At 70.7% G+C, this 15,930-nt stretch carries 13 protein-coding genes; 8 read left to right on the forward strand and 5 right to left on the reverse strand.

Features of this window, described 5'->3' with window-relative positions; translation table 11 throughout:
• Positions 1 to 389 precede the first annotated feature (389 nt).
• From IPL40_07740 to IPL40_07755, 4 genes are all read left to right on the forward strand, one after another.
• Positions 390 to 1,394 carry a hypothetical protein gene (locus tag IPL40_07740; GenBank protein MBK8481055.1) on the forward strand — a complete coding sequence of 335 codons (1,005 nt, stop codon included), beginning with the start codon at positions 390 to 392 and terminating at the stop codon, positions 1,392 to 1,394.
• A gap of 101 nt (positions 1,395 to 1,495) precedes the next feature.
• Positions 1,496 to 1,687, forward strand: coding sequence for a hypothetical protein (locus IPL40_07745; GenBank protein MBK8481056.1), 192 nt, complete (start codon positions 1,496 to 1,498; stop codon positions 1,685 to 1,687).
• 290 nt (positions 1,688 to 1,977) lie between these two features.
• Complete coding sequence (locus IPL40_07750; protein ID MBK8481057.1) at positions 1,978 to 2,952, forward strand: radical SAM protein; 975 nt, start codon at positions 1,978 to 1,980, stop codon at positions 2,950 to 2,952.
• A complete protein-coding gene (locus IPL40_07755; GenBank protein MBK8481058.1) occupies positions 2,942 to 4,360 on the forward strand; it encodes a hypothetical protein in 1,419 nt (472 codons plus the stop codon). The genes IPL40_07750 and IPL40_07755 overlap by 11 nt, the downstream gene beginning before the upstream one ends.
• 131 nt (positions 4,361 to 4,491) lie before the next feature.
• On the opposite strand, the gene IPL40_07760 is transcribed toward IPL40_07755, so the two are convergent.
• Positions 4,492 to 5,910, reverse strand: coding sequence for a hypothetical protein (locus IPL40_07760; GenBank protein ID MBK8481059.1), 1,419 nt, complete (start codon positions 5,908 to 5,910; stop codon positions 4,492 to 4,494).
• A gap of 304 nt (positions 5,911 to 6,214) precedes the next feature.
• The gene (locus IPL40_07765; protein MBK8481060.1) at positions 6,215 to 6,547 is read right to left on the reverse strand and encodes a PqqD family protein; all 333 of its coding nucleotides are present in this window, start codon (positions 6,545 to 6,547) and stop codon (positions 6,215 to 6,217) included.
• A gap of 183 nt (positions 6,548 to 6,730) precedes the next feature.
• On the opposite strand from IPL40_07765, the gene IPL40_07770 reads away from it, so the two are divergent.
• The gene (locus IPL40_07770) at positions 6,731 to 7,201 is read left to right on the forward strand and encodes a lasso peptide biosynthesis protein (protein MBK8481061.1); all 471 of its coding nucleotides are present in this window, start codon (positions 6,731 to 6,733) and stop codon (positions 7,199 to 7,201) included.
• 47 nt (positions 7,202 to 7,248) lie between these two features.
• Here the strand turns inward: IPL40_07770 and IPL40_07775 are convergent, their stop codons facing one another.
• The 3 genes from IPL40_07775 to IPL40_07785 form a co-directional block, all read right to left on the reverse strand.
• Positions 7,249 to 7,548, reverse strand: coding sequence for a hypothetical protein (locus IPL40_07775; GenBank protein MBK8481062.1), 300 nt, complete (start codon positions 7,546 to 7,548; stop codon positions 7,249 to 7,251).
• A gap of 561 nt (positions 7,549 to 8,109) precedes the next feature.
• Positions 8,110 to 8,625, reverse strand: coding sequence for a hypothetical protein (locus tag IPL40_07780; GenBank protein MBK8481063.1), 516 nt, complete (start codon positions 8,623 to 8,625; stop codon positions 8,110 to 8,112).
• 594 nt (positions 8,626 to 9,219) lie between these two features.
• Positions 9,220 to 12,273 (reverse strand): DUF4215 domain-containing protein, encoded by a 3,054-nt coding sequence (locus IPL40_07785; protein MBK8481064.1) that lies wholly within the window; start codon positions 12,271 to 12,273, stop codon positions 9,220 to 9,222.
• On the opposite strand from IPL40_07785, the gene IPL40_07790 reads away from it, so the two are divergent.
• The 3 genes from IPL40_07790 (at position 12,238) to IPL40_07800 (ending at position 15,838) form a co-directional block, all read left to right on the forward strand.
• On the forward strand, positions 12,238 to 13,656 hold the full coding sequence (locus IPL40_07790; protein ID MBK8481065.1) for a UDP-N-acetylmuramate--L-alanine ligase: 1,419 nt from the start codon (positions 12,238 to 12,240) through the stop codon (positions 13,654 to 13,656). The genes IPL40_07785 and IPL40_07790 overlap by 36 nt on opposite strands.
• Before the next feature lie 230 nt (positions 13,657 to 13,886).
• Positions 13,887 to 14,831 carry a D-alanine--D-alanine ligase gene (locus tag IPL40_07795; protein ID MBK8481066.1) on the forward strand — a complete coding sequence of 315 codons (945 nt, stop codon included), beginning with the start codon at positions 13,887 to 13,889 and terminating at the stop codon, positions 14,829 to 14,831.
• A complete protein-coding gene (locus IPL40_07800) occupies positions 14,828 to 15,838 on the forward strand; it encodes an FtsQ-type POTRA domain-containing protein (GenBank protein MBK8481067.1) in 1,011 nt (336 codons plus the stop codon). Before IPL40_07795 ends, IPL40_07800 begins: the two co-directional genes overlap by 4 nt.
• Positions 15,839 to 15,930: the final 92 nt, after the last annotated feature.

Consider the following 15,930-nt stretch of genomic DNA (forward strand, 5'->3'; position numbering starts at 1 on the left):
TCCCCCCCTGCGTGGAAGAGTGGAATAGGCGCCAACACCGGGAGGGGCCGCAGGGGGCCCACCCACGTCGCGCCGCGTTTGCTTATCGGGAGCCCCATGCTAACCGAACTCCGCGCGCAGAGCCAAGCTCGCATCGCGCTGCCGGCCAGGCGCAGCGCCTCGGCAGGGCCAGAAGAGGGGGCGGCAGAGGCGCGGTGGCTTGCTCGCCTGGCGATCGTGTGATCGGGATGCTGTCGGCACCGTCGGGAAGGCCGGCGCATATCGTCGGCAGGGCGTGGCTGGTTGTCGGCAGGGCGTTGTTGGCAGATATTGTCGGCAACGAGTGCTCACCAGGCAAAGAGCGCTCGCCAGCAAGCTGATCGACGAGACCGAAGCCCCAGCCCGACGCCGTGGATACCAGCCGCTACAGCATTCATGGCGTGACGGTGGCGCTGCGGACGGACGTTGCCGCCGTAGCTCAGGCGCTCGAGGAGCTGCTGGGGGCCTACGGGTCACCGCCTACAGCGTCGCCTGAGCTGGACCCTCCGCCTGACCTCGTGGCAACCCTGCTCGCGGCCGCCGGCGGCTTCAAGCCGGCGCCCGCGGCCGCGTCGCCGCTGATCAGCTATGGCGCGGTGCACGGGCAGCCACGAGGCGCGGCGCTGGTCCTCAGTGATGGCTTCTCGGAGCTGGTGATCGACGCGGCGGGTCGTCGCCTCGAGGGGATGGTGCACCCAGAATCGATGCGCGCGCCCTATGTCTTTGCCGTGCTGCTCTTCAACCTGGCGCTGCAGCTCGCGCTACGCCACCACGGCCTCTACTACACGCATGCGGCTGCCGTCGGCGATCCGCGCGGGCCTTTGCTGCTCGTCGGCAACTCGGGGGCGGGCAAGACGACGCTGACGCTGGCCCTGGTGGCTGCGGGTTTGCCCTACCTCTCTGACGACGCGATCTTCCTTCAGACGGGATCGGCCGGTGTCAGCGTGCTGCCCTTTCGGCGCCCGCTGCACCTCGACGGTGACACGTTGCGCCTTTTTCCGGGCCTCGCGCCGCGGGCCCGTGGCCCCTTCGAGCGCGCCAGTCGCCTGCGCTGGGATCTCGACCCCTACGCCTGTTTTCCGGGTCAGGTGCGCGAGCGCGCCGCCGCGCCCGCCATGCTGGTGCTGCTGCAGGCGGGTGACCGGGCCCCGAGCCTCGCGCCAATCACCAGGACTGCGGCGCTGCAAGGGCTGCTACCCCAGAGCGGGCTGGTCATGCTGGGCAGCGCGGCGAGCCGTCCGCACCTTGAAACCCTTGCAAAGGTGGTGCGCTCTGGAGCAAACTTCGCGCTCGCGCGCGGGTCTGGCTCCGCGGCGGGCCCAGACCGACTGGCCGAGGCGCTGCGCCTGGCCTATGAAGCTGCGCCTGGCCTATGAAGCTGCGCCTGGCCTATGAAGCTGCGCCTGGCCTATGAAGACGTCGCCGAGTCCTCGCGGGGCGACAGCTGAGACGTGCTGCACGAGGGAGGTTTCGCTAAATGGACAGCAAGCGTCGCGATCATGCTTCTGAGCCGGCAGGCATCACCGCCGCCAGCTCAGGCCCAGCGCGCCCGATCAAGGCCCGCCGGCCCTATGTCACGCCGCAGGTCACCGATGGTGAACCGCTCGTCAACGTGACCCTGCTCTCGGGCGGCGCAAACCCTTCGTCGCAGACACCCTTCGTTCCCTGAAGCTTCGTTCCCTGAAGCTTCGTTCCCTGAAGGGCTGCAACCGGCGCCAGCGCGGCCTTCCGCCGTGCCTTAAGGTTGCCGCTGTCCGCCGCGACGCCTAAGCGGCAGCGCGGACCCAAATGCAGCAGCGCAGCAACACAGCAACACAGCAACACAGCAACGCAGCAACGCAGCAGCGCAGCAGCGCAACAGCGCAACAGCACAGCACAACGCAGCCACGCAGCCATGCGCCTGCGTTGGCGCTGGTTCGCTGCCCCTAACGAGCGGAAGCCCGCGACGAGCTGAACCACATGGTCGAGATCACCTTTGAGCTGACGCGGCGCTGCAACTACGATTGCGCCCACTGCCTGCGCGACTTCGACCATAGCGTCAGCGATCTACCGCTCGAGCTGCTCGACCGTATTCTCGAGCAGGCGGTGCGCTACGGCGTGATCAAGGTCGGCATCACCGGCGGCGAGCCCACGCTCCATCCGGAGTTCGGCGCGGCGCTCGACCTGATCAACAAGCGCGGCCTCAAGCACCACTTCGTCACCAACGGCACGACCTTCGTCAAGCGGGTGATGCCGCTGCTGCGGCAACCTTCGCGCCGTGAGGGCCTCGAGTTCGTGGTCTTCAGCCTCGACGGCAGCACGCCGGCGATCCACGATCGCATCCGAGCGCCGAAGTCCTTCGCCACCGTGATGCGCGCCATCGCCGCCTGCAAGGGCCTCGGCCTGCGCTTCGGGCTCTCGTTCATCATCGGGCAGTACAACCGGGACGACCTCGACGGCATCGCGCTGCTCGCCAGTCACCTCGGCGCGGACTTCCTCTCGGTCGACCACACGCATCCGACCCCGGAGAACGTGGCGCTCGGCGTGCCCATCCCGCTCGAGGAGTGGCGCACGGTCGAGCAGGATCTCCACCGCCTGACGAAGGCCTTCAACCTGCCGATTCGGCCCTGTCAGACCATGTACAACACCAACCCGCTCTACATGTGTCCGACCAAGGCGGGGCAGGTGCTGCACGTCGATTTCGAGGGCAATCTGATCTACTGCTGCACGCTCTCGGCCTTTCGCGATGGCACGGGTCAGCGGCGCGATGTCGTCGCCGACCTGCGCACGACGCCGCTCTTCGACGCCCACCGCCTCTGGCTCGAGCGCACCCATCAGCTCCAGCGCGAACGCTTGGCGATGGTCGAGGAGGGGCGGCTGCGCCCCGCGGACTACCACCCCTGCTTGAGCTGCCACCGTCAGTTCGGACACCTGGAGTGGACAGATGCCTATTGAGCAAAGCCCCTTTTGGCGGGGAGCCGCCGCGGCGCGCCTCGTGCTGCTCTTCGCCGGGCTGGCCGCCGGCTGTTCGAGTCAGCCTGCGAACGGTCGCGACGCTTCGTCCCGGCAGGACGGCGGCGCCGATCGCGGCGGGGCAGCGCAGCGCGATGCGAGGGCTGCCCCGCGTGACGCGACGGGTGCAGCGCGAGACGCGACGGCTGCAACCGTCGATCAGGGAGGCGCTGACGCGCGTCTCGCGCGCGATGGCAGCGCCGCCGATGCGCCTTGGGCCACCGACGCTGCGCGCCCCGATGCCGGCGCCTCCGATGGCGCTGTGGTGGACGGTGGCGCCGCGGATCAGGGGGCCTTCCGCTGCGAGGACCACCGTCCGGTTACCCTCGCGCCGACCCATGCGCGCTTGCCCGCGGGCGCGCTGCGCGCGACGCAGCTTGCCGGCGACGGGCAGCCAGGGCAGCGCGACGGCGTGGCCGGCCAGGCCCGTTTCAGCGAGCCGCGCGGCCTCGCGGCCGACGACCAGGGCGCGCTCTACGTCAGCGAGTGCCAAAACCAGCTAATCAGGCGCCTGCAGCTCTCCAGCGCGATGGTGACGACGGTGGCGGGCAGCGCTGGGCTCGCTGGTGCGGCCGACGGCCCCGCCGGCAGCGCGCGCTTTCGCTGCCCATCAGACCTGGTCGTGTTGGGGGGCAGCCTCTACGTCGCCGACACGGACAACGGCACGATTCGCCGCGTCGAGCTCGGCAGCGGGCAGGTGACGACCCTGGCTGGCGCCGCGGGTGAGCACGCCTCTGCCGATGGCGCCCTGGCCGAGGCGCGCTTCGACCACCCGGGCGGCATCACTGGCCACGGGCAGTCGCTCTGGGTCGCCGACACGGGGAATCAGGTCATTCGCCACGTCGACCTCAGCGCCGGCACCGTGATCACCGTGGCCGGGGCGGCGGGTCTGCGCGGGCGGGGCGATGGCCTGAAGGACGTGTCGCGCCTCTCGGGGCCGCGCGGCTTGGGGACGGACGGCCTCTCGCTCTACATCGCCGATTCGGGGAATAACGCGGTCCGCCGCCTCGACCTGGCCTCGGGCCGCCTTTCGACAATCGCAGGTGGCGGCGCACCCTTCGGCTATCAGGACGGCGCCTGGAACGCCGCGCTCTTCTTCTCGCCGAGCAAGGTCGCCGTCGATGGCGTGGACCTCTGGGTCTCAGACACCAACAACCGCGTGGTCCGGCGCCTCGACCTGCAGGCCTGTACGGTCGGCACGCCGGCCGGCGCTGCGGGCCTTCCCGGCAACAGCGATGGGTTGGGTCAGGACGCGCGCTTCAGCTGGACAGACGGCGTGGCGCGCGTCTCCGAGGGTGTGGTGGTGGTGGACATGCTGACCCACGCGCTGCGCCTGCTCGCGGCGCCCTGACTCGCGCACCCTGAAGCCGCACGAAGGTAGCGGGGCTGCTCGTGCGCTCTCTTCGCGCTAGGAGGGCGGCAGTTGGGGCGCTGCGCTGCCCCTGCCCGCAAAACGGGGGCCCGGGGCGCGACCGCGATCCTCTAGGGGACCATCTGGACGTTGTCGAGCAAGAGGGCTGAGGCCCCGAGCTGCGGCGAGGGGGCTCCGGACACCGTCCAGAAGCGCAGCTCGATCAGGTCGCCGGCCACCGCGCTCAGCGGCGCGCTCGTGAGGTTGGTGACCGCGGTCGCCCAGGCCTGCGGCGAGCCCGGACTGCCCGGATACCAGGAGTTCTCGAAGACCGCAGCGAGGTCGATCCGCTGGAAGCTGGCGCAGTCGACCACCGTGCCGAGGCGCGCGTCGCTGTTGGTGTCGGGCGGATTGGGCAGCGGCAGGGTGATCCAGCTGCCGCCGTTACGGCGCGCCTGCACATAGAACTCGTCGACGTTGGCGGCCAGGCAGAACGAGGCGGCCTCGCGCGAGCCGGCCTTGTATTGGAAGCTGAGGTTGGGCATGGAGGCTTGCAGCAGGAACGCCGTACTCGTCAGCGAGCCGGTATAGGCCGGCGTCGCCGCGCCATCGACGGTCAGCACGCGCGCCATCGTCCCCGACCCGGAGGGCGGGAGCACCCCGTCCTCGCCGCCGCCGCAGGTGTAGTCGCTCGCGTGTGAGCAATGCTCGGCCACCGCCTCTGCGCTGCCGGAGACGGTCCAGTTGGCAAGCCCGCTGCTGAAGGCACCATTGGGCACCTGGTTGGGCACCAAGGTGTCCACGTAGACGAAGATATCGAAGGACACGGGCGCATTGACGTCTGGGGCCGCGGTCGCGGCCGCGACCCAGGTGTCGACGCCCCGGTCGCAGGCCCCGGGGCCGATGTCGTTGTAGCGCGAGTAGACCGCACCACTGTAGGGGCTGGCTGTGCGGGTCCTCGGCGAGTAGGCCCCGCAGTTGAAGGGCGCGCTGGGGAAGGTCGAAAAAAACCGTAGCGAAGCGGGGGTTCGCGCTACGAAGACGGTCGACGGATTCTGGAAGTAGCTCGTGGAGGTGTTGTTGGTCAGTCGCACCCGGCCGTAGGCCACCCGCTGACCCGTCAGGCAGCTATCGTTGCTGTACCAGGTCGGCAGGTCGAAGTCCGGTGAGCCGGCGTTGCAGCCGCACTGCCCGGCGGCGCAGTTCTGCAGCGAGGCCTGGGAGCCGAACGTGACCTGGACAGCTTCGTCGCCGTTGGCTAGCGCGCCCGCGACCCGGCCGATCCCCGGCGGCAGAGCCTCGTCGTTGGCGGCGTCGACACGCTGCAGGTCCCAGCTCCCCTTCACCGGATCGCCATCGAAGCGATAGTGCGCCAGCAGGCGCTGGGGCGCGGCGCTTGCCTCGTCCGTGGTTGCCGCGCCATCGTCACCAGGCGCGGTGGCCTCGATGGTCGCCGGATCGGCTCCCGCGGCGCCGGGCCCGGCGGGTGTGGTGCAGCCCATCAGGCCGAGAGAGGCGCTCAGCAGCAGTCTGGTCGCGAGTACCCTCATGAGAAATCCTCCGTTGCTATCGCCCTTCCCCTGCGTGGAAAGGCGCTGCGGCGCGCAGGTACCATCGAGTACCGTCGAGTACCATCGAGTACCATTGAGCCTTGCGGTCTCAAGCGCGCCGAGAGGCGCCGAGACGCCTACCGCGAGCCCGATGATGCTGGTTCAAAATGAACGTTAACTCACAGATTCCGCAATTATCATGAACGAGACCGTGACTGTCAAAGGTTTCCGCAGCAAGCGGGAGCGGCAGGTTAGCGCGGTCGCGTTCCCAGCGCCAGAGTTGCCCGCATTGCTTCCGGCGCGGCTAGCTGGTCGGGACGGCGGGCGCGTCAGTCGCCAGCAGGCGGCGCGCCTGCAGGTCGCGCAGGCAAGCCTCGACGTCGGTGCGAAGGATCCCCTCGTCGACCTCGAAGGCGGCGAGCAGCTCCGCCACGAGCTGCGAGGGGCGCAGGGGCGCGCTCGCGCGCTCGAGCAGCTCCACCAGCGCGGTCGCTGTCTCATTGAGCAGGTAGTAGCGCTTGCGGCCGAGCTCGAGCACGACGCCAGAGGCCTCGTCGATGCGGGTGAAGACGGCGCTCTCGCTCAGGCCCACCGGTCGCTCTTCCACTGCAAGCTCTTCCACTGCAAGCTCTTCCACTGCAAGCCCCCTCCTTCAGCGCAGCGCCTGGCGCCGCGTGTTCAGCGCAGCGCCTGGCCCCTGCGTGCTGCTCGGTTAGCACGGGCGCGACCGTTGGTCACGCCCCGCCCCCGAGAGCCCGCCCGCCGTCGAGCGCTTTGGCTGGTGTCGTGCCGAATGCACGGAGTAATAGTAGGGTGGGCCATGGCGTTGCTCACCGCCGTGCAGGGGCCCGGCTGCCAGAGGATCGTAGGCCGTTTGCGGCGCGTTGCCGGCCTCAGCCGCGCGACCCTGCGCTGCGTCTGCCATCCCCGGCTGGCCTGGGCCGTGATGACGCTGCGCCTGACGCTACCAAGGGCGCTCGAGCGCGAGCCGCTCGACCAGCTCGCGGAGCGCCTACGGCGCCCCGGCACCGCGCCGCCCTGGGGCGAGGCCTTGATCGGGGAGGTCACCGACCTCCTGTTGCGGCCCCCCTCGCCGCTGCGCACCACCTGCCTCTTTCGCGCGCTGGTGCGCTACGCGCTGCTTGCGCCGCACGACCCGCGTCTCCGCCTCTTCGTCGGCCTCCGCCCGGCCCCCGCCGGCGGTGGCCACGCCTGGCTCGCCCGCGAGGGCCAGCCCATCCTCAGCGACTCCCCCGAGGGCTGCGTCCCGACCTTCGTGCATCCCCACTGACCCGTGCAAAGTGACAGCCGCCGCGCGGCGCTCGCGCCAGTGCGCCGTCAGTTCGGAGGCGTTGCCGCAGTTGGCTCGTTGGCGAGTTTCTGGAGGCGCTCAGCGAGGTCCGCGCCGTTGGAGGTGAGCGCCTCCAGGCGTGCCGCCTCGGTGACCACCGCATGTTTCCCCGCGAACCACGTGCGGAGTCGGGCGGCGTGGTGCGGGCCGAGGATGGGGTCGTCGGCCACTTGCGCGCTCGTCAGGCGCTCCGTGAGAATTGCCCTGCCGAGAACGTCGACGCGAGCGGCCTCTTCAGTGGTCCTGGCTTGCTCCAGGCGCGCGAGGCTCGCGGCGGCGGCAACCAAGGCGCTGATGGGAAGAATAGCCCGAAGCCAGGGCACGAAAGGACCGAGGGAAAGGACATCGAGGAAATCGCCGGCGGCGGCCGGTGGGACGCTATGGAGGGGATGAAGCCAGGCCGCGGCCGAGGCAAAGGATGCGGCCAGGGCGATCCTTCCCAGTCGCCAGGCTCGAGCCCGTAGCTCGTCACCGCGCGCGTGGGCTTCGTCGTAGGCCGCGAGCTGCGGTTGCGCCGCGGCGCTTTCCGACTGAGGGCTCCGCTCCAAGAGCAGCGCTCTGGTCGCTGCATCCAGGGCGCCTGGCCGCACCAGACCTCGCCAGTGCGCCCGCGTCTGGTCAACGAATCGACCAAGGCGCCGCTGCGGTTGGTGGGTTGCGGGCAGCGCCCCGGTGGCCAAGGCAGCGCCCTCCGCGCCGCCCAACGCCAGGATGAGCAGGCAGCACGCCGCCGCGACCCTCACGCTACGAACCTCGCGCTGCCTGTGAACCCAGGGGTGCTCGGCACCCAGCGAGGCAACCGGCGCCGAAGGAGGCACCCGCGCCAGGCTCTTCCTCGCACGGCGGCCTCAGTCACTATCGGCAGCAGGCGTTGGGGACCGCCGTATGGCGAGGTCTTCGTTCCCTCTGGCTCCCGGGAGCGCCAAGGTGACCTTCCGAGCCGTGTTTGTTGCGGGATTCGTTACGTCGACAAACTCGCTCGCGACATACGCGCGGTGCGGCTTGCTCTCGCTCTCGGGTTCGCCCTTCCGCACAGCTGCGAAGAGGATCCGAAGCTCATGCTCCTGCCCATGAGGGGCCCGCGCCAGCTCGATGCTCATTGTGGCGTGCCCGTTGCTGTCCAGGTCCAGGCTGAGGATCGATCCCCAGCGATCGCGTTTCTCCGCGACCGCCTGGTCGAACGCCGAGCTGAGCGCGGCCGTTAGTTCCGGCAATTTCGGATGGGCTGGCCTGGTCTCAACCTGCCGAACCACCGACGCGAGCAACCGGCGCAGGATCCGCGCCTCGTCGCTCCTCGGCCGCGCTCCCGGCGAAAATCGCGCCATCTCCATCAGGCGAAGGATCTGGCCACGGAACGCGATCACGTTTGGAAGGGCTCTTGAGACGCGCTCGGCTCGATTAGCCGCTTGCGATCTCGCAGAAAAGGAAAAGAGGGTCGCGACGACCAAGCTGGCTGAAAGTAGCCATCGGCTCCGCCGTGTCTTGCTCAACATCGCTCTGTCGCCTCTCGTTAAGGATTCCCTGGACGCGTTTCCAGGCGCCGCGCGCCGCGTCTCTCTCTGCGTCTATCAAGATCCGGGCCGGCGGGCTGTGAGTCTTGCGGGAGATTGAAACGCGTCAGCCCCTGAGCCGAGGAAAGACGCCTGCCCGGCCCCACGCAGGGCGTTCGCAGCCCCCGGCCAGCGCCGCCCTGGCCGGCCGAACGTCGCAGCAATGCAAGCTTCAGCGCCCCCGACGCGCTCCGATTACCGGAGGCCCCGCCGAAAGCACGCCAGCCGCCCGGGCCTAAATGGTGCCCGCGCCCGGAGGGGAGTCGCCTCCGTCCGCGAGGCCAGCCTGGCGCGGACGCCGAGGCTCTTGGCTTGGGCAGCGAGCTTCGGTCGAACACCGAGGTTGGTGGCTTGCGGGGCGCGAAGGCCACGCGCCGGGACGGACGGGTGCTCGGTAGGGTCTGGCGCTCAGTAGATGATGATTTCCTGACGACAGGTGGCGCTACAGCCGTCGCCGCCCCTGGCGTTGCCGTCGTCGCATTGCTCGCCATCGGCGCTCTGGATCAGGCCGTCACCGCAGCGTAGGCCGAGGCGGCAGCCGGCAAAGCACTGGCCGTAGCCGCCGTCGTTGCTGCCGTCGTCGCATTGCTCACCGCTGGCCGCCTGCACCTGGCCGTCGCCGCAGCGCGCGCCGACCCGGCAGCCGGCGGCGCACTGGCCGTAGCCGCCGTCGTTGCTGCCGTCGTCGCATTGCTCACCGCTGGCGGTCTGCACCAGCCCATCGCCGCAGCGCGCGCCGAGCCGGCAGCCGGCGGCGCACTGGCCGTAGCCGCCGTCGTTGCTGCCGTCGTCGCATTGCTCACCGCTGGCGGTCTGCACCAGGCCATCGCCGCAACGCGCGCCGAGCACGCAGCCTGGGGCGCATTGCGCGTAGCCGCCATCGTTGAGCCCGTCGTCGCACTGCTCCCCGTCGGCGGGCTGCGGGATGCCGTCGCCGCAGCGCGTACCCAGCAGGCAGCCGGCGGCGCACTGGCCGTAGCCGCCGTCGTTGCTGCCGTCATCGCATTGCTCGCCAAAGGCCGCCGCCACCGCCCCGTCGCCGCAGCGCGCCGCCAGCTTGCAGCCGGGCGCGCAGGCGCCGTAGGTGCTGGTGTTGACCCCGTCGTCGCATTGCTCACCGGCGGCCGCCTGGAGCAGGCCGTCGCCACAGTAGGGCGCGCGGCCGACGCAGCCGGGCAGGCAGGAGCCGTAGCTGCCGTCGTTCTTGCCGTCATCGCAGGCCTCGAGCCGCGTGACGATGCCGTCGCCGCAGACGGCCGTGCATTGCGTCCGCACGCGCGTGAAGTTGCCGAGCGTCAGCTTGTAGTTCGATTGCGTGGTGTGGCGCTCGGCCTGAAAGATCGCGATCTCGTAGACCTTGCCCACCTGGAGGCCGAAGCGCGTGGCGGCCGCCGCGTCGAGCGTAACCTCGCCCCAGTCTTGGCCGTGGACGCCGCCGAGGTCGACCGCGAGCTGGCCCTTGACGAAGACCCAGACGTCGTCGTCCCCGATGAACTCGAGCACCTCGTTGCCCTTGTACTCGAACCAGTAGCGCACCTCGCTCGTGAAGTGGAAGTTATGCGAGCGCCCCTGGTTGCCGAAGAGCCGGCCGTCGATCGGGAAGAAGGTCGCGTCGTGAAAGACGTAGGAGCCGTTCGCTTGCCGCGTCAGCGTCAGGTTCTGCACCTCGGTCTGATTGACGCCCGCGACGTCGCGATACCATTGGTCGAAGAGCGTCTGGTTGGTGGTGCTTTCATTTGTGCGCGGGCTATTGGCGCCGTGGGCGTAGACGGGCTTGCGCGCGACCGCGTCGAGCTGGTCGCGCACGATGCCGAAATCCAGCAGGTTGACGTAGGCGTCGTTCTCGAAGTCCTGATGCCCGCCGCTGCTGCCCTTGGCCTTGAAGTCGCGGATCACGATCGGCAGCACGAGCTGGCTACCGTCGCCGTCGGCGGCGTCCGTGCAGCGGAAGCCCGGCTCGAGCTGGCAGGTTGCCGAGCAGCCGTCGCCCGAGCGCGTGTTGCCGTCGTCGCAGGCCTCGGCGTCGCCCGGCAGGCGAAGGCCGTCGCCGCAGGCCGAGACGCAGGCCCCGGCGCTGCAGTTGGGCTCGCGCTGGCAACGGGGGGTGCAGCCGTCGCCGAGGTTGTGGTTGCCGTCGTCGCAGCCCTCGCTGCCCTCGGCGATGCCGTCGCCGCAAACAGTAGCCCTGCAGGGCTGACCCGCGCTCGCGCAGACAAAGCCCGGCTCGAGCCGGCAGAGCGCGCTGCAGCCGTCACCGCTCACGGGCGGCTGGCCGCCGTCCTCGCATTCCTCCGCGCCGCGGAGCAGCCCGTCGCCGCAGGCCGCCGCCTCGCAGGGGGCGCCGACGACCGTGCAGCGCCAGCCGCCTTCCACGTGGCAGGTGGCGGAGCAGCCGTCGCCCGCGCCAGTGTTGCGGTCGTCGCAGGTCTCGCTGCCGCTGACGCGACCGTCGCCGCAGACGATCGTCGAGACGCAGGCCTGGCCCGGCGTCGAGCAGACGAAGTCCGCCTCGACCGCGCGGCAGTCCGCCGTGCAGCCGTCGCCCGCGCGCGCGTTGCCGTCATCGCAGGCCTCGCCCGCCGAGCGCCGGCCGTCGCCACAGACGGCGATGCGGAGGCAGGCCTGGCCGGGGTTGGGGCAGGCGAAGTCGGGCTCCACGCTGAGGCAGTCGCCGGCGCAGCCGTCGCCGCCGACGAGGTTGCCGTCGTCGCAGAGCTCGCTGCCGTTGATGCGGCGATCGCCGCAGAGCACCAGCGGCGTGCAGGCGCCGGCCTCGGCGGGACAGGCCCAGCCCGGCTCGATCGCCGCGCAGTCGGCCGCGCAGCCGTCGCCGCCAGCCGCGTTGCTGTCGTCGCAGACCTCGGCGCCGGCACGTAGGCCGTCTCCGCAGACGATCGCGCTCTGACAGGGCTGGCCCGGGGTCGGGCAGAGCGCGTTGGGCTCGAGCGCGCAGACGCCCGAGCAGCCGTCGCCGGGGAGGGTGTTGCCGTCGTCGCAGGCCTCCTGCTGCTGGTTGAGCCGACCGTCACCGCAAGAGGGCTCGGCGATGATGATGCCGGCGTCGTTGCAGATCGCCCCGTCGGTGCAGGGCCGGCCGATCGTCGAGTCCGTCAGAAAGGCGCGGCCATCCGCCGGAGGCTGCAACCCGCCATCGCGCTGAAACGAGCCGCCGAGATCGCGCGCATCGCTGGGGCGGCCGTCGGCCAGCTCGCGATGCACGGGTTGCTCACCGCAAGCGGCGAGCGCCGCGCCCGCGAGGGCCGCCCATACCCAACCCAACGCTCCACCACGGCACCGACTGCGCATGCGAGCCTCATCGAATATGTGAATCCAATTACCATGGCATGCTGCGCTATGCTGGTCAACGGCCCCCTGAGGGCGCGCGGGGCTTTGCCTGCCCGCCGCTCCTCTGTTAAAGGCCAGCCCATGACCATGTTCAAGAGCCGCGTGCGGCACATTCATTTCGTGGGGATTGGCGGCATCGGCATGAGCGGTATCGCCGAGGTGCTGCTCAACCTCGGCTACCAGGTCAGCGGCTCGGATCTCCGCGCCAGCGAGACCACGCAGCGCCTGACGCAGCTCGGCGGTCGGGTGCTGCTGGGCCATGAGGCGGGCCACGTCGAGCAGGCCGATGTCGTCGTCGTCTCCAGCGCGGTCCAGCGCGACAACCCCGAGGTTCAGGCGGCCCTGCGGCTGGCGATCCCGGTTATTCCGCGCGCCGAGATGTTGGCCGAGCTGATGCGGCTGAAGCTCGGCTTGGCGGTGGCCGGCAGTCACGGCAAGACGACGACGACCTCGATGGTCGCTGCCGTGCTCGACGAGGCGGGGCTCGATCCGACCGTGGTGATCGGCGGCAAGGTCAACAGCCTGGGCAGCAACGCGCGGCTGGGCAAGGGCGACTACCTCGTCGCCGAGGCCGACGAGAGCGACGGCTCGTTTCTAAAGCTGGCGCCGACCCTCGCGGTGGTGACCAACATCGATCCCGAGCATATGGATCACTACGGTACGATCGAGCGGCTGGAGGAGACCTTCCTCGCCTTCGTCAACAAGGTGCCCTTCTATGGGCTGGCGGTGCTTTGTCTCGAGTGTGAGCGGCTGCAGAGCCTGCTGCCGCGGGTCGAGAAGCGGCACGTCACCTATGGCTTTCGTTCGCAGGCGGACTACAGCGCGCGCGATCTCGTCGCCGAGGGGCTGACGATGCGCTTCACGCCCGTGCGGCGCGGCCTGCCCGCGGCGCCGATCACCCTGCAGATGGTCGGGCGCCACAATGTGCTCAACGCGCTCGCGGTGCTGGCGATCGCCGACGAGCTCGAGGTGCCCTACGAGGTCACCAGGCGGGCGCTGGATGGCTTCGGCGGCGTCCAGCGCCGCTTCACGGTTCGCGGTGAGGTCGACGGGATTACCGTCGTCGACGACTACGGTCACCACCCGACGGAGATTCGCGCCACGCTCGCTGGCGCCCGCGCTGGCTTCCAGCGCCGCATCGTCGCGGTCTTCCAGCCGCACCGCTACTCGCGCGTGCGCGACCAGTGGGAGGGCTTCGCCACGGCCTTCTACGACGCCGACCGTGTGCTGGTCACGCCGATCTACGCCGCCGGTGAGGCGCCGCAGCCAGGCCTCGACGCCGAGGCGCTGAGCGAGGCGATGCGCACCCATGGGCATCGTGACGTGAGGGCCTGCGCCTCGCTCGACGAGGCCCACGAGGCGCTGGCCCAGACCGTCGCGCCGGGTGATCTCGTGATCACGCTCGGAGCGGGCGACGTCTGGAAGGTGGGCCAGCGCCTGCTCGACGAGCGCCCTGCCGCCGTCGCGCCGGGCCCGCCTCAGCCGCCGGCGCCGCGGTGATCCCGCGGATCAGATCGCGCGCGTAAAAGATCCAAAAAAAAGAGCCTCAAAAATTTGCCTTCGCCAACGGCCGGTGCCCTACTGGACCAACCCGAAGGCAAAGACAAGAAATCGGGATCCGTCGGTCATATCGGCGCGATTATATAGGTGTATTTGGAGTGGAGTCCGTGGTCATCGCCCAGCCCCCAGTACAGCACCCAGCACAGCAGAGGGCTCGCGTTGTCGTCCTGATGGGCGGGCGGTCGGCGGAGCGCGAAGTGTCGCTCGAGTCCGGCACGGCGGTGCTGGCGGCGCTGCGCGAGCGCGGCTGGGACGCGATCGGCGTCGATCTCGGCGATGATCCCGCTCGCCAGCTCAGCGAGGCGGCCGCCGACCGGGCCTTTCTGGCGCTGCACGGCCGCTGGGGCGAGGACGGCTGTATCCAGGGCCTGCTCGAGTCGCTGCGACTGCCCTACACGGGCAGCGGGGTGCTCGGCTCGGCGCTGGCGATGGACAAGGTCGTCTCCAAGCGCCTCTTCGACGGCGCCGGGCTTCCCACGCCGCGTTGGGCCTTCCCGGCCACCCTCGCCACTGTGCGCGCCCTCGGGCTGCCCGCGGTGCTCAAGCCGCGAGCCGAGGGCAGCAGCGTGGGCGTGGTCGTCGTGCGCGACGATGCGGGCCTGCTGGCGCAGCTCTCGGCGCCGCGAGCAGCGCCCTCGGCCGGGTCGACGCCGGGGCCCGGCGCGGCCAACACCGCCGCGGGCGCCGACGCCCCCCTGCTAGCGGAGGCCTACGCGCCGGGTCGCGAGCTTTCGGTGGCCGTCTTCGGCAGCGGCGACGCCGCCCGGGTGCTTGGCACCGTCGAAATCCGCGCGGCTGCGGGCCACTACGACTACGAAGCCAAATACGCGCGCGACGATACCGAGTATCTGGTGCCGGCGCCGCTCCCAGAGGCGATCGACGCGCGGGCGCGGGCGCTGGCGCTGCAAGCCCACCGCCTGCTCGAGTGCAGTGGCGCGACGCGCGCCGATCTGCGCTGGAGCGGTCGGGTGGAGGACGAGCCGCTGCTGCTCGAGGTCAATACCCTGCCGGGTTTGACCAGCCATAGCCTGCTGCCCAAGATCGCCGCGCACGCTGGCTGGTCCTATGGCGAGCTGGTCGAGGCGATCCTCGACGACGCGAGGCTGAAGGCGTGAGCGCCCTCAACCGAGGCAAGCGGCCGTCGCGCTCGCGCTGGCGCTCGGGCAACCGCCGCGTCGGCGCGCCCCAACCGCCGCAGGCCGCCGCTTTCGCCCTCTCTGCCGAGCCCGCGGGCGAGCGCGTCGCCGGCGCCCGCGGTGTGGGCGGCCTCGGCGGTCGTCGCGCCGCGGGTCGCGTCGGTGGAGCGCGCGCGCTTCGCGCGCGTCGGCGCCGGCGCCCCGTGCCCTGGCGTGAGCTTGGCCGCGCGGTGGCGCGCGGGGCCTGGCTGGCGCTCTGCACCATCGGCGCGCTGGCAGCGCTTGGCGGCGTCGGCGCCGCTGGCTACTTCGGCTATCGCGCCCTCGCGCGCTCGAACACCTTCGCGGTGCGTACGATTCGCCTGGAGGGCGCCCGCCCCGCCCTGCGCGGCGAGCTGCTGCGCACCCTCGAGCCGCTGCGGGGCATGGCCATCCTGCGGGTCGCCACGCGCGAAACGGCGCGGATCTTGACGGGGCATCCCTGGGTCGCGGAGGCGGAGGTCTACCGGGCGCTGCCCGACACGCTGCACGTCGTGGTGCGCGAGCGCGAGGCGCGGGCCGCTGCCTTGCTAGGCGAGCTCTATCTCGTCGATGCGGCGGGGTGGCCCTTCAAGCGCGCGACGCTCGACGAGGTCGCAGGGCTGACCGTGATCACGGGCATCGACCGCGCGGCGTTTCGCAGTCGGCCGCAGGAGGCCGCGCGGCGCGTGGTCCGGGCGCTCGGCGTGCTCGCGCGCTACGGCCGCGCGGCGCAGCGGCCGCCGCTGGGCGAGCTCCACCTCGACGACGATGGTGAGGTCACGCTCTTTCTTCGCCGTGGCGGCACGGCGTTGCACCTCGGCACCCGCGTCAGCGACGCACAGTTCGCCCGCCTCGATCGCGTCTTGAAGGCCTTGGGTCCAGAGGTGGCGCGGGCGCAGACGGTATTTCTCGACCACCGCGAGCGCCCGGGGCGCGTGGTGGTGCGTATGAGGCAGCTCGACTGAGCAGAGCACGGGCGTGCAGCGGCGAGCAACGAGCCTGGGGCCACCGGCCGCGAAGGCAGCACCCGGCGGCGGGCAAGACCCCCAGCAGAAGG

This window comes from Pseudomonadota bacterium, assembly GCA_016711215.1.
In the GTDB taxonomy this organism is placed as follows: domain Bacteria; phylum Myxococcota_A; class Polyangia.

Excerpts from the sequence above, each read along its gene's own strand:
- IPL40_07770 (MBK8481061.1), top strand. The coding sequence starts at position 6,731 with ATGGCGTTGCTCACCGCCGTGCAGGGGCCCGGCTGCCAGAGGATCGTA.
- IPL40_07745 (MBK8481056.1), top strand. The coding sequence starts at position 1,496 with ATGGACAGCAAGCGTCGCGATCATGCTTCTGAGCCGGCAGGCATCACC.
- IPL40_07750 (MBK8481057.1), top strand. The coding sequence starts at position 1,978 with ATGGTCGAGATCACCTTTGAGCTGACGCGGCGCTGCAACTACGATTGC.
- IPL40_07760 (MBK8481059.1), bottom strand. The coding sequence starts at position 5,910 with ATGAGGGTACTCGCGACCAGACTGCTGCTGAGCGCCTCTCTCGGCCTG.
- IPL40_07795 (MBK8481066.1), top strand. The coding sequence starts at position 13,887 with ATGGGCGGGCGGTCGGCGGAGCGCGAAGTGTCGCTCGAGTCCGGCACG.
- IPL40_07790 (MBK8481065.1), top strand. The coding sequence starts at position 12,238 with ATGACCATGTTCAAGAGCCGCGTGCGGCACATTCATTTCGTGGGGATT.
- IPL40_07755 (MBK8481058.1), top strand. The coding sequence starts at position 2,942 with ATGCCTATTGAGCAAAGCCCCTTTTGGCGGGGAGCCGCCGCGGCGCGC.
- IPL40_07785 (MBK8481064.1), bottom strand. The coding sequence starts at position 12,273 with ATGAATGTGCCGCACGCGGCTCTTGAACATGGTCATGGGCTGGCCTTT.